14 protein-coding genes are annotated in these 19,085 nt (G+C 65.7%); 2 read left to right on the top strand and 12 right to left on the bottom strand.

Features of this window, described 5'->3' with window-relative positions:
* Positions 1–62 precede the first annotated feature (62 nt).
* Positions 63–1,916 carry a methyl-accepting chemotaxis protein gene (locus PG900_RS17130; RefSeq protein ID WP_270831900.1) on the top strand — a complete coding sequence of 618 codons (1,854 nt, stop codon included), beginning with the start codon at positions 63–65 and terminating at the stop codon, positions 1,914–1,916.
* A gap of 57 nt (positions 1,917–1,973) precedes the next feature.
* Here PG900_RS17130 and mgtE read toward each other — a convergent pair whose 3' ends face one another.
* The 11 genes from mgtE to PG900_RS17070 form a co-directional block, all read right to left on the bottom strand.
* Complete coding sequence (mgtE, locus tag PG900_RS17125; protein ID WP_024945584.1) at positions 1,974–3,398, bottom strand: magnesium transporter; 1,425 nt, start codon at positions 3,396–3,398, stop codon at positions 1,974–1,976.
* A gap of 132 nt (positions 3,399–3,530) precedes the next feature.
* A complete protein-coding gene (cysG, locus tag PG900_RS17120; RefSeq protein ID WP_270831899.1) occupies positions 3,531–4,937 on the bottom strand; it encodes a siroheme synthase CysG in 1,407 nt (468 codons plus the stop codon).
* A gap of 12 nt (positions 4,938–4,949) precedes the next feature.
* Entirely contained in the window at positions 4,950–5,762 is an 813-nt protein-coding gene (nirC, locus tag PG900_RS17115) for a nitrite transporter NirC (RefSeq protein ID WP_270831898.1), read from the bottom strand.
* A 137-nt stretch (positions 5,763–5,899) separates the two neighbouring features.
* Positions 5,900–6,217: a nitrite reductase small subunit NirD gene (nirD, locus tag PG900_RS17110; protein ID WP_113069183.1), complete on the bottom strand. Its 318-nt coding sequence runs from the start codon at positions 6,215–6,217 to the stop codon at positions 5,900–5,902.
* Positions 6,218–6,323: 106 nt separating this feature from the next.
* A complete protein-coding gene (nirB, locus tag PG900_RS17100; protein WP_270831897.1) occupies positions 6,324–8,870 on the bottom strand; it encodes a nitrite reductase large subunit NirB in 2,547 nt (848 codons plus the stop codon).
* A 296-nt stretch (positions 8,871–9,166) separates the two neighbouring features.
* Positions 9,167–10,255 carry an ABC transporter permease gene (locus tag PG900_RS17095; RefSeq protein ID WP_223933306.1) on the bottom strand — a complete coding sequence of 363 codons (1,089 nt, stop codon included), beginning with the start codon at positions 10,253–10,255 and terminating at the stop codon, positions 9,167–9,169.
* A gap of 3 nt (positions 10,256–10,258) precedes the next feature.
* A complete protein-coding gene (locus PG900_RS17090) occupies positions 10,259–11,368 on the bottom strand; it encodes an ABC transporter permease (protein WP_103243899.1) in 1,110 nt (369 codons plus the stop codon).
* The gene (locus PG900_RS17085; RefSeq protein WP_223933308.1) at positions 11,365–13,134 is read right to left on the bottom strand and encodes an ATP-binding cassette domain-containing protein; all 1,770 of its coding nucleotides are present in this window, start codon (positions 13,132–13,134) and stop codon (positions 11,365–11,367) included. The genes PG900_RS17090 and PG900_RS17085 overlap by 4 nt, the downstream gene beginning before the upstream one ends.
* Complete coding sequence (gene hlyD / locus PG900_RS17080; RefSeq protein ID WP_128297369.1) at positions 13,131–14,099, bottom strand: secretion protein HlyD; 969 nt, start codon at positions 14,097–14,099, stop codon at positions 13,131–13,133. Before hlyD ends, PG900_RS17085 begins: the two co-directional genes overlap by 4 nt.
* Positions 14,100–14,193: 94 nt before the next feature.
* Positions 14,194–14,835, bottom strand: coding sequence for a TetR/AcrR family transcriptional regulator (locus PG900_RS17075; protein WP_270831895.1), 642 nt, complete (start codon positions 14,833–14,835; stop codon positions 14,194–14,196).
* A 272-nt stretch (positions 14,836–15,107) separates the two neighbouring features.
* Positions 15,108–16,028 carry a LysR family transcriptional regulator gene (locus PG900_RS17070; RefSeq protein ID WP_114522921.1) on the bottom strand — a complete coding sequence of 307 codons (921 nt, stop codon included), beginning with the start codon at positions 16,026–16,028 and terminating at the stop codon, positions 15,108–15,110.
* Between the two features lie 168 nt (positions 16,029–16,196).
* On the opposite strand from PG900_RS17070, the gene PG900_RS17065 reads away from it, so the two are divergent.
* On the top strand, positions 16,197–17,621 hold the full coding sequence (locus PG900_RS17065; RefSeq protein WP_202041063.1) for an MFS transporter: 1,425 nt from the start codon (positions 16,197–16,199) through the stop codon (positions 17,619–17,621).
* A gap of 88 nt (positions 17,622–17,709) precedes the next feature.
* On the opposite strand, the gene hslU is transcribed toward PG900_RS17065, so the two are convergent.
* Complete coding sequence (gene hslU / locus PG900_RS17060) at positions 17,710–19,038, bottom strand: HslU--HslV peptidase ATPase subunit (protein WP_010676031.1); 1,329 nt, start codon at positions 19,036–19,038, stop codon at positions 17,710–17,712.
* Positions 19,039–19,085: the final 47 nt, after the last annotated feature.

Raw genomic sequence — 19,085 nt, 5'->3', positions numbered from 1 at the left:
CGGGGATAACGTTTTCCGCATAAGCTCAATGCAGTCCATCCCATGCTTGTGAGAGGTTCATCGTGCTGATCCGTCATAAATTGATCTTGAATACCGCGCTGGTCGCCGTTGCCATGCTGGTATTGAGCGGCCTGTTTCTCTACTCCAACCAGGTGAGTCGCCATCTGACCGAGGCCCAGCGCAACGTGGACGGGCTCGAGATCGCCATGCTCAACCTGCGACGGGCCGAGAAGGATTTCCTGATCCGCAAGGATCCGGCCTTCGTGACCCGCTTCAACGAGGTGCTGGCCAATTTTCACCAGCTCAACCAGACCCTGGGTCAGGATGACAACCTCAGTGCCGTGCAGGGCGAGCTGACCCGGCTGGATCAGCAGATGGGGGCCTATGGCAAGGCCTTCAACGATCTGGTGGCCCAGCAGCAGATCATCGGGCTGGGGCCGGAAGACGGCCTCTATGGGCGTTTGAGAACCGCGGTGCATCAGGTGGAAGAGGGGCTCAAGCAGCTGGATGAACAGAGTCTGCTCATCACCATGTTGCAGCTGCGGCGGGCGGAGAAAGACTTCATGCTGCGCTCGGACATCCAGTATCTGGAACGCTTTCAGACCCTGCACAAGGACTTCCAGCAGCGACTGGCAACCCTGCCGGAGGCTGATCGCGGCAAGCTGGAGCAGGCCAGCGAGCAGTACCGGCAGGACTTTGTCACGCTGGTGCAGGGCATGCAAGTGCTGGGGCTGAGTGAAGATGAGGGGCTGCGCAATGAGATGCGGGGCCTGGTGCATCAGACCGAGCAGGGCTTTACCGCCGTCGGCAAGCACATCGCCGACGAGCTGGTACGGCAGACCTCACGCCTCAATACCCTGATGCTGGTCTGCGGCGGCATCATCATAGTGCTGATCGGCATCATGAGTATGCTGCTGGGGCGCAGCATCGACCGCCCCATCTCGCGGGTGAACGATACCGTCAACCGCATCCGGCAAGACAACGACCTGCGCCTCAAGATAGAACTGCAGGGGGCGGACGAGATGGCGCAGCTGGCAGGCAATCTGGACGTGATGCTGGGGGGCTTTCGCCACCTCATCGGCGACGTGAAGCAGAGCGTGCACACCCTGACCGAGGCGGCGGATCACCTCTCCGGCAACGTGCGCCGCACCAGCGAGGGGGCTGCTCGCCAGTTGCAGGAGACCGACATGGTGGCGACCGCCTCCACCGAGATGGGCTCCACCATAGAGGAGATCGCCCGCAACACCGAGCAGGCCGCCAACAATGCCCAGACCACCAACAACAAGGCGATGGAGGGACGCAGTGCGGTGGAGAACACCGTCAGCCAGATCCGCTCCCTGGCCGACAACCTGGAGAACTCCTCCCGCGAAGTGGCCCAACTGCAGCAGGAGAGCGAAACCATCGGCTCCGTGCTGGACGTGATCCGCGGCATCGCCGAGCAGACCAACCTGTTGGCGCTCAACGCAGCCATCGAGGCGGCGCGGGCGGGGGATCAGGGGCGCGGCTTTGCGGTGGTGGCGGACGAGGTGCGCAGCCTGGCCATCCGCACCCAGAAGTCGACCCAGGAGATCGCCGGCATCATCAGCTCGCTGCAGAAGCAGACCGGCAACATAGTGGGCATGATGGCGACCTGCCGCGAGCAGGGCAACAGCAGCTCGGAGCAGGCCAGTATGGCGGGCGAACTGCTGGAGCAGATCACCCAGGACGTCACCCACATCATGGACATGAGCACCCAGATTGCCGCCGCCATCGAACAGCAGAGCCTGGTGGCCAACGAGGTGAACCGCAACGTCAACAACATCCGCGACATCGCCCAGGAGTCGAGCCTGATGGCGGAGGAGAACGCCAAGTCGAGTCACGGCCTGACCGAGCAGGCCAAGCTGCTCAACCAGGCGGTGGCCAAATACCGGGTGTAGCGGCCGCGCCGAATGAACAAGGGAGCCATCAAGGCTCCCTTTTTATTGCCAAGCGGATTAAAGCAGGAACAGGGTGGCCAGCCCCAGGAAGATGAAGAAGCCGCCAGTGTCGGTGATGGCGGTGATCATCACGCTGGCCCCCACCGCCGGGTCGCGCCCCAGCCGGCTCATGGTCATGGGAATGATGACCCCCATTAGTGCCGCCACCAGCAGGTTGAGCATCATGGCGAGCGTCATCACGGCACCCAGCGCCGCATCCTGATAGAGGATGTAGGTGGCCACCCCCATGGTGCCGCCCCACACCAGACCGTTGATCAGGGCCACCCCCAGCTCGCGCCACAGCAGGAAGGAGACGTTGCCGGTCTGGATATGCTGCAGCGCCAGCGCCCGCACTATCATGGTGATGGTCTGGTTGCCGGTGTTGCCGCCGATGCCGGCGACGATGGGCATCAGCGCCGCCAGCGCCACCAGCTGGGAGATGGTGTGCTCGAACAGACCGATCACCCGCGATGCCACGAAGGCGGTGCAGAGGTTGATGGCGAGCCAGGCCCAGCGGGTCTTGACCGCCTTGGAGACGGGCGCGAACACGTCCTCCTCTTCACTGATCCCCCCCATCCGGCGCAGGTCGGTGTCGCTCTCTTCATAGACCAGGTCCACCACCTCGGCGACGGTGAGCCGGCCCATCAGCTTGCCACGGCCGTCGATGACGGCGGCGGAGACCAGGTCGTCCCGCTCGAAGGTACGGGCGGCGGCTTCATCGTTGTCTTCCGGATCGAAGGTGACCGGATCCTTCTCCATCACGTCGCGCACCAGGGTCTCGGGTTTGTGCAGCAACACGGTCGTGAGCGGCAGCTCCCCCTGCAGCCGGTTGCGCCGGTCGGTGACGAACAGCTTGTCGGTGTTGGCGGGGATCTTGCCGCGCAGGCGCAGGTAGCGCTGCACCGTGGCCAGGCTCACCTCGGCCCGCACCGTGATGAGCTCGAAGTCCATCATGGCGCCGACCGTGTGCTTGCCGTAGCGGATCACCTCCCGCACCCGGTCGCGCTGGGCCGGGGCCATGGAGGTGAGCAGCCGCCCCATCAGGTTGCGGGGCAGGTACTGGCCCAGATAGATCTGATCGTCGATGTCGAGGGTGCGCAGGGCGTGCAGCAGCTCCTTGTCGCTCATGCCGCTGATCAGGCTGTCCCACACCGTCTCCGATGCCTCGACCAGGATCTGGCCGTGTTTCTCCTCGTCCACCTGCTGCCACAGCACGTGGCGTTCGTCCGGCGGCAGGGATTCCAGCGCATCGGCGATATCGGCGGCGGGCAGGCTGTTGACCAGCCGGGTGAGCTCGCTGGTCTGATCCCGCAGAGTGGCATCCTGCACCCCTTGCGGGTCGAGCAGGCTGTCGGTGAGGGCATCATCGGCCAGCAGCAGGGTGAGAATGCGCGATCTGTCTTGTTCACGCTGTTTGGCGCTGTTCTTGGCGGGGAGGGACATGAAGCAGAATTCCTGAATTCGGTGGTCCGGCTGACACACCCCATAGGATACCAGACTCAAAACAAGAGGTTATGACAGTAAATGCAGAAAAAGAAACGCCACCCGAAGGTGGCGTTGACATAGATGCAGCGATCAGGCCGAGGCCAGGGCCGCGTCTGCGGCGCATCCTTGCCCGAACCAGGCAAGCTGGTCGGCCAGGGTCACCACAGATCCCACCATGATGAGGGCCGGGCTCTCGACGCCCACCGCCAGCTCGGGCAACTGATCCAGGTTGCCGCGAATGACCCGCTGGCTTGGCTGGGTGCCACGCTCGATCAGCGCCACCGGGGTGTCGCCCGCCTTGCCGTGGGTCAGCAGCTGCTCGCGGATGGTGGCGCAGGAGGAGAGCCCCATGTAGAACACCAGGGTCTGCTTGTCTTTGGCCAGCAGCGGCCAGTCGAGATCCTGGGCGCCCCCTTTGCCGTGGGCGGTGACGAAGCGCACGCTCTGGGCGTGATCGCGGTGGGTCAGCGGAATGCCGGCGTAGGCCGCGCAGCCGCTGGCCGCGGTGATCCCCGGCACCACCTGAAAGCCGATGCCGCTGCCGACCAGCGTCTCCAGCTCCTCGCCGCCACGGCCGAAGATGAAGGGGTCGCCCCCCTTCAGCCGCACCACCCGCTGGCCCTTCTTCGCCTCCTCCAGCAACAGCTGGTTGATCCCCTCCTGCGGCACGCAGTGGTTGCCTGCCTGTTTGCCGACGAAGATGCGCCTGGCATCCCGGCGCACCAGCCCCATCACCTCGTCGGAGACCAGCCGGTCATAGACCACCACGTCCGCCTGCTGCATCTGGCGCAGGGCGTGCAGGGTGAGCAGACCCGGATCGCCGGGGCCGGCCCCCACCAGCACCACCTCGCCAGCGGTCTGGCTCTCGTCGGCAAACAGGCTGTCGGCCAGCTGATTGGCAGAGGCGCTATCGCCCCGTGCCAGTGCCTGCCCGAGCCGGTCCGCCCCGAGCAGCCGTTCCCAGAAGCGGCGCCGCTCGCCCATGCTGGCGAAGCGGGCCTTGACCCGCTCCCGCAGGCTGCCGGCGAAGGCCGCCACGGCGCCCAGATGCTGGGGCAGCAGGGCTTCGAGTTTTTCCCGCAGCAAGCGGGCCAGCACCGGCGCCTTGCCGCCGGAGGAGATGGCCACCATCAGCGGCGAGCGGTCGATGATCGACGGCATGATGAAGCTGGAGCGTTTCGGGTCATCCACCACGTTGGCAAAGATCCGCGCCTGATTGGCGCTCTGGTAGACCAGGGCGTTCACCTCGCGCCGATCGGTGGCGGCCACCACCAGCCACTTGCCCGTCAGTTGTGCCGGCGCGAATTCACCGGTCAGCCACTCGATGCTGCCGTTGGCAGCCAGTTCTGCCAGCTCGGGGTCGAGCTCGGGCGCGACCACGGTGAGCTGGGCACCGGCATCCAGCAGCAGACGCGCCTTGCGCTCCGCTACCTCGCCGCCGCCGACCAGCAGCACGGGTTTGTTGTCGAGTCGGCAAAAGATGGGCAAGTAGTCCATGGGGCCTCCTGATCAGGCGGTTTGGGTCTGGCTGGCAGTGGTGGTGGTCTCGCTCACCGCGACCGGGCGCTCAGCCTCGGGGGTGGCATACCAGTAGCCGAGGCCCATGAAGAGGGCGCCGGAGACGGTGTTGCCCAGGGTCACCCACAGCAGGTTGTGGCCGATGCCGCCCAGGGTGTAGGCCTCGGAGTGGGCACCGAACCAGGAGAGGGCGAACAGGGTCATGTTGGCGATGGAGTGCTCGTAGCCGGAGGCGATAAAGGCCAGCAGGCACCACCAGATGGCGATGAACTTGGCGGCACCCTCGGTGCGCAGCGCCATCCAGATGGCGAGGCAGACCAGCCAGTTGCACAGCACGCCCTTCATGAACAGGGTCAGCGCCGGTGCCTGGGTCTTGGCCAGCGCCACCTTGTGGGCCAGGCTGCCCGCGTCCGGCAGCAGGCTGCCGCCGTAGGAGTAGATGAGCGCCACCACGACGGAGCCAAGCAGGTTGCCGGCCCAGGTCTGCGGCAGGATGCGCAGCAGGTCGGCCATGGTGATCTTGCCCGTCTTCACCCCGAAGGTGAGGAACATGGTGTGGCCGGTGAACAGCTCGGAGCCGGCGATGATGACCAGGGTCAGGGCGATGCCGAAGGTGGCCCCCATCACCAGCGGCCGGATGGCGGGATCCACCAGATTGCCGAGGGTGAAGATGAGGATGATGCCGAGGCCCACATAGGCCCCCGCCATGGCGGAACTGAGCCAGAAGCCGAGCTTGTCGCTGCGCTCGAAGCGGTTGATGCGGGCCGCGTTGGCGGCGCACTTGTTGATGGTGTCGGTATACATCTTTGTTTCCTTCAAGAGGGCCGCCCGCGGGCAGCCCTGACTGTTTCTTCAACCCCCTCCCAGCCTCCCCCTTGTTCAGGGGGAGGGGCTTTTTGCTCCCTCACCTGTGAAGGGGAGGGCCGGGGTGGGGTCTGGTGTTAGACGGCGACCCAGACCTGCTGGTCGCGTACTTCAACGGGGTAGCTCTGCACCGACATCGCAGGGTTGTCGAAGCAGTGGCCATCGCTCAGGCGAAAGCGCTGCTTCTTGAGCGGGCTGGCGACCCAGAGCTCGCCGTCGTGTTCGCAGATCAGGCCCCGCGACAGCACGTTGGCGGCGAAGAAGGGATCCCGGTTGTCGATGGCGAACACCTCGGCGGCCGCGCTCGGGCGGAACAGGGCGATCTGGCGACCTTCAATGAGGGCGCAGACACCGGTGCCCGGCAGGATGTCGCTGAGTTGGCAGGCGAATTTCATGATTGAATCTCCACATCGAGCGAAACAGGCATACTCTGGCGACCTTCAATGAGTGCGCAGACGCCGGTGCCCGGCAGGATGTCGTTGAGTTGGCAGGCAAGTTTCATCATTTGGTCTCCACCTCGATCTGGTAGACAGGGATGCGCTCGGCCGGAGTGGCGGGTCTGTGCTGGTCGCGTTCGGCGACGAACTGCACGTCCGGGTCGCGCTTGTCGCTGTTGATGAAGTGGCTGAAACGCTTGAGCGCTTCCTCTTCATTGAGGGTGCGCGACCATTCGCACTCGTAGCTGTCGATGAGGGTCTGGATATCGCGCTCCAGTGTCTCGGCCAGCCCCAGCTTGTCGTCGACGATCACTTCGCGCAGGTAGTCGACACCCCCTTCCAGGTTGCCGAGCCAGACCGAGGTGCGCTGCAGTTTGTCGGCGCTGGTGACGTAGAACATCATGAAACGGTCGATCAGCTTGATGAGGGTCTCGCGGTCGAGGTCAGACGCCAGCAGATCGGCGTGGCGCGGCTTCATGCCACCGTTGCCGCCCACATAGAGGTTCCAGCCCGCATCGGTGGCGATGATGCCAACGTCCTTGCCCTGCGCTTCCGCACATTCGCGGGTGCAGCCGGAGACGCCGAACTTCATCTTGTGCGGGGTGCGAATCCCCTTGTAGCGGTTCTCGAGGAAGACCCCGAGGCCGACGCTGTCCTGCACGCCGAAGCGGCACCAGGTGCTGCCGACGCAGGTCTTGGCCATGCGCAGTGCCTTGGCGTAGGCCTGACCCGTCTCGAATCCGGCCGCCAGCAGCTTGCGCCAGATGGCGGGCAGATCATCCTTCTGGGCCCCGAACAGACCGATGCGCTGGGCGCCGGTGATCTTGGTGTAGAGCTGGTAGTCGCGGGCCACTTCGGCCACCGCCAGCAGCCCTTCTGGGGTTACCTCGCCACCGGCCATGCGCGGGATGACGGAGTAGCTGCCGTCCTTTTGCATGTTGCCGAGGAAGATGTCGTTGGTGTCCTGCAACTGGGTGTTGAGCGGGCTCAGCACATAGTCGTTCCAGCAGGAGGCGAGGATGGAGCCGACGGTCGGTTTGCACACCTCGCAGCCATGGCCGTGACCGTGCTTGGCCAGCAGCTCGTCGAAGCTCTTGATCCCTTCCACCTTGACCAGATGGAACAGCTCCTGACGGGAGTGGGGGAAGTGGGCGCAGAGGTGGTTGTTGACCTCGATGCCCTGCTTCACCAGCTCGGCGTTGAGCACCTGGCTGATGAGCGGCACGCAGCCGCCGCAGCCGGTACCGGCCTTGGTCTGCTGCTTGATGGCGGCAAGGGTGGTGTGACCCTCGGCCACCGCCTTGGCGATGTCGCCCTTGGAGACGTCGAAGCAGGAGCAGATCTGGGCGCTTTCCGGCAGGGCATCCACCCCCAGGGTCGGCTTGGCACCGGCGTAGGCGGGCAGGATCAGGGTGTCCGGGTGGCTCGGCAGCGGCAGGGCGTTGAGCATCATCTGCAGCAGGTTGCCGTAATCTTCCACGTCACCCACCAGCACGGCGCCGAGCAATCGGCTATTGTCTTCGCTCACCACGATCTTCTTGTAGACGCCGGCCTGATCGTCCTGGAACACATAGCTGTGGCTGCCCGGTGTGCGGCCATGGGCATCACCGATGGAGCCGACGGAGACGCCGAGCAGCTTGAGCTTGGCGCTCATGTCTGCCCCTTCGAAGCGGCTGTCGCCGCCCTGCAGATGGTCGACGGTGATCTGGGCCATCTTGTAGCCCGGCGCTACCAGCCCGAAGAAGCGGCCCTGCCAGGCGGCGCACTCGCCGATGGCATAGATGTCGGGGTCGGAGGTGAGGCAGTGATCGTCGATGACGATGCCGCCGCGCTCGGCGATGGCGAGATCACCGTAACGGCCGAGGGTATCTTGCGGGCGAATGCCGGTGGAGAAGACCACCACATCCACTTCCAGCTGGCTGCCGTCGGCAAAGGCGAGGCGGTGTTTCGCCTGCTCGCCGCCATGCATCAGGATCTCGCTGGTGCTCTTGCTGGTGTGCACCTGCACGCCCATGGATTCAATCTTGCGGCGCAGCAGCTGGCCGCCCTGACCGTCGAGCTGCTCGGCCATCAGCACAGGAGCAAACTCCACCACGTGGGTCTCGAGACCCAGCGCCTTGAGGGCACCGGCGGCTTCGAGGCCAAGCAGACCGCCCCCGATCACCACCCCGCTCTTGCCGCTCCTGGCGGCGCTGCGGATGGCTTTCAGATCCTCGATGGTGCGATAGACGAAGCACTCGTGGTGCTGACTGCCCGCAATGGGCGGCACCCAGGGGTAGGAGCCGGTGGCCAGCACCAGCTTGTCGTACTCAACCACAGTGCCCTTGTTGGAGTGCACTTCGCGGTTGGCCCTGTCGATTTTTTTCACCGCTTCGCCGAGCAGCAACCGGATGCCGTGCTTGTCGTAGAAACCGGGTTTGACGAGGGAGAGATCTTCGCTGGTGTGATGGGAGAAGTAGGAGGAGAGATGGACGCGATCGTAGGCGGGACGGGGTTCTGCACCGAAGACGGTGATCTCGTAGCGGCCCGGATCGGCCCGCTCGATCAGCTCTTCGATGAAGCGGTGCCCCACCATGCCGTTGCCCACAACGACCAGTCTGACTTTGCTCATAGTTGCCTCAAGTTTGGAGTAATAAAACATCATTCTGGGGCTAGGCTACCCAGTCGGCAGGGGTGGGCGATTGATGCAAATCAAGTGTCTATTTATATATCTCCTCAGGGGTAATTCGAGAAAATTCAACACTATACAAAAATAGGTATACCAGTTAATGATTTCTGGGCTAGCTCGGGGTGAGGGATGGTGGAGGGTAAGCCCGGTTTACCAACTGCCGGGGAGTGAAAACTTCTGTCGGAAAAAGGCCGGTCTCGCACTGGACGAGACCGACATCAGCTGATCAAAGCGGCACGTCAGGCGATATGGCGGCGGAACATGGCGAGCGCCAGCGACAGGGTGACGCCGGCGATGGTGAGCAGCGGCCAGAGCAGGGGCCAGGCGGCCGACCAGTCGAACCCCTTGAGGAAGACCCCCTTGAGCAGCACGATGAAGTGGGTGAGGGGGTCGATGGCCGCCAGCCACTGGAACACCTGCGGCATGTTCTCCACCGGCGAGATGTAGCCCGAGAGGATCACCGCCGGTACGGTGAAGGAGAAGACCCCGAGAAAGGCCTGCTGCTGGGTCGAGCAGAATGAGGAGATGAAGAGCCCGATCCCGGCCAGTGCCAGCCCGTAGCAGACCATGCCCGCCATCAGCAGGCTGAGGCTGCCGGCAAAGGGGAGGTGAAAGACAAAACGGGCGGCCAGCGCGACTATGCACCCTTGTCCCACCGCCACCATGATGCCGGGCACCGCCTTGCCCGCCATGATCCAGCCTGCGGTGAGGGGCGAGACCAGCAGCTGATCAAAGGTGCCCTCCTCCCGCTCCCGCGCCACCGAGAGGGCGGTGACAATCAGACAGCCGGTGGTGGTGATGATAGCTACCAGTGCCGGCAGGATATGCCAGTGGAACTCGACGTTGGGGTTGTAGAGGTTGCGTACCGCCAGCTCGGGTTGCCCCTTGCCCTCACTTTGCCAGCGGGCGATCACCTGACTGATGTAGCCCGCCGCCACCTGACCACCGTTGGAGCGGCGGCCATCGATAATCAGCTGCACCTTGGCCGGTTCGCCCCGCGCCAATCGGCGCGAAAAATCCCCCGGAATAATCAGCCCGAGCAGTGCCTGTTGCCCGGTGATGGCCGCGGTCATGCCCGCCTCGCCTTGCACCGGGATGATGGTGGTGAAGGCGGGCATATGGGTGAGGCGCTCCAGCAGCTCGCGGCTCTGGGCACCGCCATCCTGGTTGTAGATGGCCAGCGTGTTGCCGGTCACCTCCAGAGTGGTGGCGAACGGGAAGAGGGCGGTTTGCAGCAGCACCGGCATGATGAGCAGAAAGCGCCCCTGAGTATTGCCCATCAGGGCCTGCAGCTCTTTTCGGATCAGCCACCAGAGTCGGATCAGCATGGGTTACTCCAGGGTGCGCCGCGTCTTGCGGGCGGTCAGGGCTAGCCAGAAACCCGCCAGCAGCAGCAGACAGAAACCGTTGACCAGCAGGATCGAGAAGACGCTGCCCGCCTGATAGAGGGTCTGCAGGGAGCTCGCGAAGTAGCGGGCCGGAATGAGGTGGGTGATGGCCCGAAGCCAAGGCGGCATGCTGGCGATCTCGAACACGAAGCCCGACAGCATCACGGCGGGCAAAAAGGCGGCGATCAGCGCCGCCTGCGCGGCATTGAACTGGCTGCGCATCACGGTAGAGAGGAACAGCCCGAGCCCGAGGGCGCTGCCGAGAAAGACGCTGGTGACCAGAAAGAGCAGCAGCAGGGAGCCGCGCCACGGCACCGCCATCACCGCCACGGAGAAGAGCAGGCAGAGCAGCATGGCGATGATGCCAAGGCCATAGTAGGGCAGCAGCTTGGAGAGCAGCAGCTCCCCCTTGGTGACCGGGGTGGCGAGCAGCGCCTCCATGGTGCCGCGCTCCCACTCCCGCGCCACCACCAGCGAGGTGAGCAGGGCCCCAATGATGGTCATTACCACCGCAATGGAGCCCGGCACCAGAAAGTTGCGGCTCACCAGCGCCGGGTTGAACCAGGCGCGGCTCTCTATCGACACGGGCATGGCGACCCCTTCGCCCGCGAGCCACCCCTGCCAGATCCCCTGCACATAGTTGGTGACGAAGTTGGCGGTGTTGGGCTCGGAGCCGTCGGTCAGCAGCAGCGCCTGTGGCGTGCCATTACCCTGACCGGCCAGCGCGCGGGAGAAGCCGTCGTCGATTACCAGCAGGCCGCGGATCTCGCCACGGGCCAGAGTGGCGAGCAGGGACTCCTTGCTCGGGCCGCTGTGGATCTCCAGCGCGGTAGAGCCGCGCAGGGCCTGCTCCAGCCGCACCGCCGGGGCGCCGCTGTCGGTGCGCCAGATGCCGAGGCGCAGATGGTCCACATCCAGATTGATGGCGTAACCCATCACCACCAGCAGCACCACCGGCATGATGAAGGCGATGAGGATGCTGCTCGGGTCACGGACGATTTGCAGCGTCTCCTTGCGACACAGGGCCAGCAGTCGCCGACGGTTGATGCTCATGCGTCCTCCTCGCTGGCCCGCTCGACCAGGGTGATAAAGGCCTCTTCCATTGTTGGCAAAGAACAGGTCGGCAAGGAGCCGGTTGGCAAAGAGGTCGCCGCCTCTTTGGCGGCCAGCCCCTTGAGATCGTCTGGAGTGCCGAGGGCCAGCAGCTTGCCGCGATAGATGAGGGCGATGCGGTCGCAATACTCCGCCTCATCCATAAAGTGGGTGGTGACCAGCACGGTGACGCCGTGGTCGGCCAGCGCGTTGATGTGCGACCAGAACTCGCGCCGGGTCACCGGATCGACCCCGGAGGTGGGCTCGTCGAGGAACAGCAGCGGCGGCTCGTGCAGCAGGGCGCAGGCGAGCGATAAGCGCTGGCGCAGGCCGAGGGGCAGGGATTCCGCCTTCTGATCGAGCCAGGGGGCGAGGGCAAAGGCAGTCACCATGGCGTCGATCCGCGTCTGCTGGTGGCGGCCGAACAGGCCGTAGATACCGGCGAAGAAGGAGAGGTTCTGCGCCACGGTGAGCTGCTTGTAGAGGGAGAACTTCTGTGCCATGTAGCCGAGGCGCTGGCGCGCCGCCGAGGGGCTGTGGGCCAGATCGATGCCGGTCACCAGCGCCTGTCCCTCGCTCGGGCGCAGCAGGCCGCACTCCATCTTGAAGGTGGTGGACTTGCCCGCCCCGTTGGGGCCGAGCAGGCCGAAGATCTCGCCGCGGCGCACCGCAAAGCTGACGTCATCGGTGGCGGCAAAATCGCCGAAGCGCTTGGTGAGGTGGCGCGCCTCGATCACCGCCTCGGGGGAGACCCCCTGCGGCAGTTCGGCTTCCCGCATCCCGGCTGCCAGACTCGACTCACCGCCGGGGCCGCCGCCGAGCAGGTCGATAAAGGCATCCTCCAGCCGGGGCTGGGCCGGTTGAAAAGCGCCGTTGGCGAGATGCAGCTCCGAGAGCGGCGGTGGCGTCATGCCCGGGTGCAGCAGCAGGCGCACCCGCTCCCCCGCTACCGCGCCATCCATCACCGCCGGGTGAGCCAGTGCCCGGCGCAGCAGGGCGCGTCGCTCGCGGCCATCCAGTTGCCCCGCCTCCAGCAGCCAGCAGCGGCTGGCCATGGCCCCCATCAGATCGGCTGGCGTGCCGCTGGTGCGCACCTCGCCATCCGCCATCAGCAGCACGTGGTCGCACAGCTCCGCCTCATCGAGATAGGCGGTGCTCCAGAGCACCGTCATTCCCCCCTTGGCCAGTTCGCGCACCATCTGCCAGAGGGCGCGGCGGGAGATGGGATCGACCCCGACCCCCGGTTCGTCGAGCAGCAGCACATCCGGGGTGCCGAGCAGGGCGCAGGCCAGCCCGAGTTTCTGCTTCATCCCGCCAGAGAGCTTGCCGGCTGGCCGCGCGGTGAAGCGGGCAAGATCGGTGAAGGCGAGCAGCCGCGCGAAGGTGGGCGTGCGTTCGGGCTCCAGTACGCCGCGCAAGTCAGCGTAGAGGGTGAGGTTCTCCAGCACGCTGAGATCTTCGTAGAGGCCGAACTGCTGGGGCATGTAGCCGAGGCGCTGACGCAGCAGATCCCCCTCGCTCACCGGATCCAGCCCCAGCACCCGGATGGTGCCCGCTTCGGGGATCAGCAGACCGGCCAGCAGGCGTAGCAAAGTGCTCTTGCCGGCGCCGTCGGGGCCGACCAGCCCGGTGATGCCGCCAGCCGGAATGGTGGCAGAGATGGCGTTGAGGGCGACCCGCTCGCCAAAGCGTTTGGTGAGCCCCTCGAGGGAGATGGCGCAGCTCATGGGGCCAGCCTGACGGTGACCGGCATCCCCTGGCGCAGGGCCGGGTCGGGATCCTGCACCACGATGCGCAGCCGGTAGACGAGGTGGGTGCGCAGGTCCGGCGTTTCCACCGATTTCGGGGTGAACTCGGCGGTGGGCGAGACAAATCCCACTACTCCGTGATAGGGCTGATCCGGCCGCGAGTCGGTGGTGAGGGTCACCTTGGCGCCGCTCGGGAAGTGGCCGAGCCAGGGCTCCTCCACATAGGCGCGCACCCAGACCGGCGCGGTTAGGGAGAGGTTGAAGGCGGTCGCTCCACTCTGCACCATGCTGCCATTCTCGACGGCGCGGCTGATGATGATACCATCGCTGGGGGCGGTCAGATTGGCATCCGCCAGCGCCAGTTCGGCACTGGCGAGCGCCGCTTTGGCCCCTTCCAGCTGGGCATCGGACTGGGCGATTTCCTCCGGGCGGTAGCCGGTTTCGAGCTGGGCGAGCTGTTCGCGGGCCGAGCGCACCTGCGCCTGGGTCTGATCCCGCTGGGAGCGGGCAGTATCGAGCTGACCGCGGGAGATGGCGCCGGTGGCGGCCAATGCGCTCTGGCGGCGCCACTGCTGGTTGGCCTCCAGTGCAGCGGCTTCGGCGGCGGCCAGTGCGGCCCGGGCGCGGTCGGTCTCTTCGCTGCGATAGCCTTTGTGGATCAAGGCGTTAGCGGCAGTGAGCGCAGCCAGATTGGCGCGGGCGCTGTCGCGGCTGTGGGTGAGGGGAACCGGATCGAGGCGGGCCAGCAGTTGACCCGCTTTCACGCTATCCCCCTCATCGACCAGCACCTGATCGACGCGGCCGCCGACCCGAAAGGCCAGATTGACGTCGCGAATGTCGACATTGCCGTAGAGGATGGAGCCGTCGGCCGGGCGCCCCTGCCACCAGAGGTAGCCACCGATAACGGTTAGCAGCAGGGCCACGATTGCAATGCGTTGTTTCATGCTGCTTCTCCTTGAGGATGGCTCTGCAACCAGAGGTCACCACCGAAAACGGCCAGCAGCAGAGCTGCCATAGGGATGATGGCGATGGGTTGTTTCATGCCGTTTCTCCTTCCTTGATGTCGGTGGGGAGCAGGCCGTGCAGGGCCCATACTAGCCGTTGTCTGGCGGCCTCGGGGTTGTCTATCTGGCTGAGAAAGGGGGCGGCCTTTTCGGGCAGCCAGCCGAGCTGGCGACCACTGCCGGCGATCACCAGCGGCAGGCCGACCGACCCCATGATGAAGATCATCAGCTGGAGCGGGTGACCGGCGACCAGCGACCCTTCCGCCTGTGCCATCCGTACCTGTTCGATCAGCAGCAGGGGATGGCGGCGCGGCAGGCTGAGCAGAAAGCGCTGGGCCGCCCCTTCCCCCGCCAGCGCATCGCCAAACAGGTGGTTGATGAAGCCGCGCTGGCGGGCCACCAGCCCGATCAGCGCCTCCATGGTCGCCTCGAACATGGCGATGGCGGAGGGGTAGGAGCCTTTGGCTGCCACGGCCTTGAGCTCGTCATAGAGGGGGGCGTACCAGAGCTCCACCAGCTCGTCGATAAAGGCGTCGCGGTTGCCGAAGTGGTAGACGAAGGAGCCGAGGTTCACCTCGGCCGCCGCCGCCAGCTCGCGCACCGTGAGGCCGCGCAGCCCCTTCTCGGTGGCGATGGCGAGGCCGGTATCGAGCAGTTTCTGACGGGGGGGGTGCATCTGGCTGGCGCTCCTGGTGTATGCATTTTGTACGCAATTATACGACCGTATAAAAAATGCGGAAGCGGGCGACAGGATCTTTTTGCCCGCAATGTGATCCGCCCCGCTCTGAGGGGCCGTGATCCCCGTCCGGCAGGGGGAAGGATCCACCGATTGTGCCCAAGCCACGGGCATGTCGGTGTGATGGGGTGGTGAAAGGCGCTTCTGGTCCCGGGTGCGGGCGCCCGGGCCACAAGGGGCCTGTGATGGAGCCGGGCGCTGCCTGACCCGGATCAGGGGGTGTCGGTGGCCCCGGTGTGGTAGGGGGGCCGGGCACAGGTGTCCCGTATCAGGGCGCGCAGCCAGCGGTGGCCCGGATCGGCATCCTGACTGGGGTGCCAGAGCAGGGCGACCCGGATCCCTGGCAGAGCGAAGGGCAGGGGCAGGGTGACCAGATCGCCGAGCAGGCTGGCGCAGTGCAGGCGCGGCACCGTCGCCACCAGATTGCTCTCCCTGACCAGGGCCAGCGCCGTCGCAAACCCGGGAACCAGGGTGGTGATGGTGCGCCGCTTCCCCTGGCCTGCGAGGATCTCGTCGATGAGGCTGTGTGGCTGGCCCCGGCGGGAGACCAGCACGTGGCGGGCGGCGGCATAGCGCGCCACGGTCAGGGTGCCGTCGCAAAGGGGGTGGTCCGGGTGCACCACGGCGACGAAGTGGTCCTGGAACAGGGCCTGGGTGCGCAGCTCGGGGGCCGTGGTGGCGCCGATCACCCCGGTCTCGAAGTCCAGCTCGCCACGGCGCAGGGGGCCGCTCTCCTTGTCGGGTTTGGCCAGAAAGTGCAGCCGCACCCCGGGGGCCTCGACGGCGAGGCGCGCCAGCAGGGCGGGGCCTACCGCCTCCACGAAGCCGTCGCTGGATCGCAGGCGGAAGGTGCGCTCCAGGCTCGCCGGGTCTACTTCCTGCTGGGGGCGCAGCACGGCCCGGGTCTCCTGAACCAGGCGGGCGACCTCATCCCGCAGGATCTGCGCCCGAGGTGTGGGGATCAGGCCGCGTCCCGCCCGCACGAGCAGCGGATCCCCCGTGGTCTCCCGCAGCCTTGCCAGGGCCCGGCTCATGGCGGAAGCACTCAGGCCTAGCCGTCTGGCGGCGCCCGCCACACTGCCCTCTTCCAGCAGGGCATCCAGGGTGATCAGCAGGTTGAAATCCGGGGTCATGGTCGTCTCCTCGCAGGCGGCGCCTGACGGGCCGACCCCTTCATGATACGCGAGTTGCCATCTCTTCATATGGCGTCTGGTGCAACTATAAGCTGCAAATCGTGCGTCTTCCGCCTTGTCACTACCCCCGCTAGCCTGGGTGCATCATCACTTGCCGGAGAGACTGCCATGTCCACACCACTTCTTGTTTCCCCTCCCGTGACGCGCCGTCTTGGTCTCGCGGGGCTCGGGCTCGCCACCCTGCTACCTATGCTGGCGGGCAGCATGGCCAACCTGGTGCTGCCTGCCCTGGGGCAGGACTTCGGCGTGCCCTTCGCCAGCCTGCAATGGGTGCTGGTGGCCTACCTGCTTGGGATCACCAGTCTGACGGTGGTGGCGGGCCGGCTCGGGGATCGTCTGGGGCGGCGTCGCCTGCTGCTCTGGGGGACCGGGGTCTTTGCGCTGGCTTCCCTGCTGTGCGCCCTGGCCTCTTCCATCGGCTGGCTCATTGCCGCTCGCACCCTGCAAGGGGCGGGTGCGGCCTGCATGCTGGTGCTCTCGCTGGCCATGGCAGGAGAGCTGGTGCCGCCAGCCCGACGGGGCTGGAGCATGGGATTGCTCGGCACCCTGTCGGCCTGCGGCACGGCGCTCGGCCCCTCCTTCGGCGGCCTGTTGATCGGCGGATTTGGCTGGCAGGCACCCTTCCTGCTGCTGCTCCCCCTGGCGTTGCTGGCGCTGGGGTGTGCCTGGCGGGATCTGCCCCGGGATGAGGCGGACTCTGCCGAGGGAAGCCTCCCGCTCACCAGTCTGTTGCTGCTGGTGACGGCGCTGCTCTGCTACGGGCTGGCACTGACCCGGGGCAGCCCGCTCGGAGCCTGGCCGGGGATAGGGGCGCTCGTCGCCATGGCGCTCTTCGTACGTGCCGACTCGGGCGCCCGTCGCCCCCTGCTGCCCCTGGCGTTGCTGGGGGCGTCCAGGCAAAGAGGCGGGATCATCGCCAGTGCGCTGGTGGCCAGCGTCATGGTGGCGACTCTGCTGATCGGTCCTTTCTACCTGCACGGCGCCTTTGCCCTCGACATGGGGACGGTGGGGCTGATGATCTCCATGGGCCCGCTGCTGGCGGCGCTGTCCGGCATGCCCGCCGGCTGGCTGGTGGACAGGGTGGGGGCGACCCCTGTGGTGCGCCTCGGCCTGGGGCTCATGGTGGTGGCCGCCGTCTTGCTGGCCTTGCTGGACAGGGCGCTCGGGCCCCTCGGCTACCTGCTGCCCATCCTGCTGCTCACCGCCGGTTATGCCCTGTTCCAGACCGCCAACAACAGCGCCGTGGTGGGGGAGGCGGAGGGGGCGAGCCGGGGCGCCGTGGCCGGACTGCTGACCCTGTCGCGCAACCTGGGCCAGCTGACGGGGGCGGCGGGGCTGGGGGGCCTGTTCGCCGCCCTGGTAGGGCGGCCCGATCTCGCCCTCGCGACGGCGGACGAGCTGGTGTTTGCCACCCGGGCCACTTTCGCCCTGACGGCCTTGCTGCTGATGAGTGCGCTCTGGTTGGCGGGAAGGGAGGAGCGTGCCGTGCAGGGTGATGTGGCCCGGGACGGCTGCGAGTCGGGAGAACGCTGAAAACGAAGACGCCTCCACAGGGGAGGCGTCTTGCTATGGGATTGAGCAGGATAGTAAACCGCTCAGCTCCTCGTTATCGATCAACCTGTTACAGAATGAAGCGGCTCAGATCCTCGTCTTCAATCAGCTTGCCGAGGTGGGCGTTGACGTAGTCGGTGTTGATGACGAAGGTCTCGCCGGATTTCTCGGAGGCGTCGTAGGAGATGTCTTCCATCAGGCGCTCCATCACGGTGTGCAGACGGCGGGCGCCGATGTTCTCGGTGCGCTCGTTGACCTGCCAGGCCGCTTCGGCCAGACGGCGGATGCCATCCTGGGTGAACTCGATGTTGACCCCTTCGGTGGCCATCAGCGCCTTGTACTGATCGGTCAGGGAGGCGTTCGGCTCGGTCAGGATGCGCTCGAAGTCTTCGGTGGTCAGGGCGGTCAGCTCGACCCGGATCGGCAGACGGCCCTGCAGCTCGGGGATGAGGTCGGACGGCTTGGCGATCTGGAAGGCACCGGAGGCGACAAACAGGATGTGATCGGTCTTGACCATGCCGTGCTTGGTGTTGACGGTGCAGCCCTCGACCAGCGGCAGCAGGTCGCGCTGAACCCCTTCACGGGAAACGTCCGGGCCCGAGCTCTCGCCGCGCTTGCAGATCTTGTCGATCTCATCGAGGAAGACGATGCCGTTATTCTCGACGGAGGCGATGGCCTTCTGCTTCAGCTCTTCCGGGTTGACCAGGCGGGCCGCTTCCTCTTCGATCAGCGCCTTCATGGCCTCCTTGACCTTGATCTTGCGCTTCTTCTTCTGGTTCTGGCCCAGGTTCTGGAACAGCCCCTGCAGCTGGTTGGCCATCTCTTCCATGCCCGGCGGGGTCATGATTTCGACACCCATGGGGGAGGCGGCCAGATCCAGCTCGATCTCCTTGTCATCCAGCTGACCTTCCCGCAGTTTCTTGCGGAAGATCTGGCGGGTGTTGGAGTTGTCGGCTTTCTCTTCCTCACCCCAGCTGTTGCGCGGGTTGGGCAGCAGGGCGTCGAGGATGCGCTCTTCGGCGGCTTCCTCGGCGCGGTATTTCATCTTCTCCATCTCGGTCTCGCGCACCAGCTTGATGGCGACATCGGTCAGATCGCGGATGATGCTGTCCACTTCCTTGCCGACATAACCCACTTCGGTGAACTTGGTCGCTTCCACCTTGATGAAGGGGGCGTTGGCCAGTTTGGCCAGGCGACGGGCGATCTCGGTTTTGCCAACACCGGTCGGGCCGATCATCAGGATGTTCTTCGGGGTCACTTCATGGCGCATCTCCTCGGAGAGCTGCATCCGGCGCCAGCGGTTGCGCAGGGCGACGGCGACCGCGCGCTTGGCGTCGGCCTGACCAATGATGTGTCTGTCCAGCTCGTGGACGATTTCTCTCGGGGTCATCTCGGACATGGTGGCGTTCCTGTATCCGGGGCGGGCAGGGCCCACCCCTTGGAAAA

The sequence above is a fragment of the Aeromonas sp. QDB03 genome, from assembly GCF_027707985.1.
Lineage (GTDB): Bacteria > Pseudomonadota > Gammaproteobacteria > Enterobacterales > Aeromonadaceae > Aeromonas > Aeromonas hydrophila.
This window is presented reverse-complemented; position numbering and strand designations above follow the sequence as displayed.

Coding starts and splice junctions, on each gene's coding strand:
- nirB (WP_270831897.1), bottom strand. CDS start 8,870: ATGAGCAAAGTCAGACTGGTCGTTGTGGGCAACGGCATGGTGGGGCAC.
- cysG (WP_270831899.1), bottom strand. CDS start 4,937: ATGGACTACTTGCCCATCTTTTGCCGACTCGACAACAAACCCGTGCTG.
- PG900_RS17075 (WP_270831895.1), bottom strand. CDS start 14,835: ATGCACCCCCCCCGTCAGAAACTGCTCGATACCGGCCTCGCCATCGCC.
- PG900_RS17085 (WP_223933308.1), bottom strand. CDS start 13,134: ATGAGCTGCGCCATCTCCCTCGAGGGGCTCACCAAACGCTTTGGCGAG.
- mgtE (WP_024945584.1), bottom strand. CDS start 3,398: ATGTCCCTCCCCGCCAAGAACAGCGCCAAACAGCGTGAACAAGACAGA.
- PG900_RS17065 (WP_202041063.1), top strand. CDS start 16,197: ATGTCCACACCACTTCTTGTTTCCCCTCCCGTGACGCGCCGTCTTGGT.
- PG900_RS17095 (WP_223933306.1), bottom strand. CDS start 10,255: ATGCTGATCCGACTCTGGTGGCTGATCCGAAAAGAGCTGCAGGCCCTG.
- PG900_RS17070 (WP_114522921.1), bottom strand. CDS start 16,028: ATGACCCCGGATTTCAACCTGCTGATCACCCTGGATGCCCTGCTGGAA.
- nirD (WP_113069183.1), bottom strand. CDS start 6,217: ATGAAATTCGCCTGCCAACTCAGCGACATCCTGCCGGGCACCGGTGTC.
- nirC (WP_270831898.1), bottom strand. CDS start 5,762: ATGTATACCGACACCATCAACAAGTGCGCCGCCAACGCGGCCCGCATC.
- PG900_RS17090 (WP_103243899.1), bottom strand. CDS start 11,368: ATGAGCATCAACCGTCGGCGACTGCTGGCCCTGTGTCGCAAGGAGACG.
- hlyD (WP_128297369.1), bottom strand. CDS start 14,099: ATGAAACAACGCATTGCAATCGTGGCCCTGCTGCTAACCGTTATCGGT.
- hslU (WP_010676031.1), bottom strand. CDS start 19,038: ATGTCCGAGATGACCCCGAGAGAAATCGTCCACGAGCTGGACAGACAC.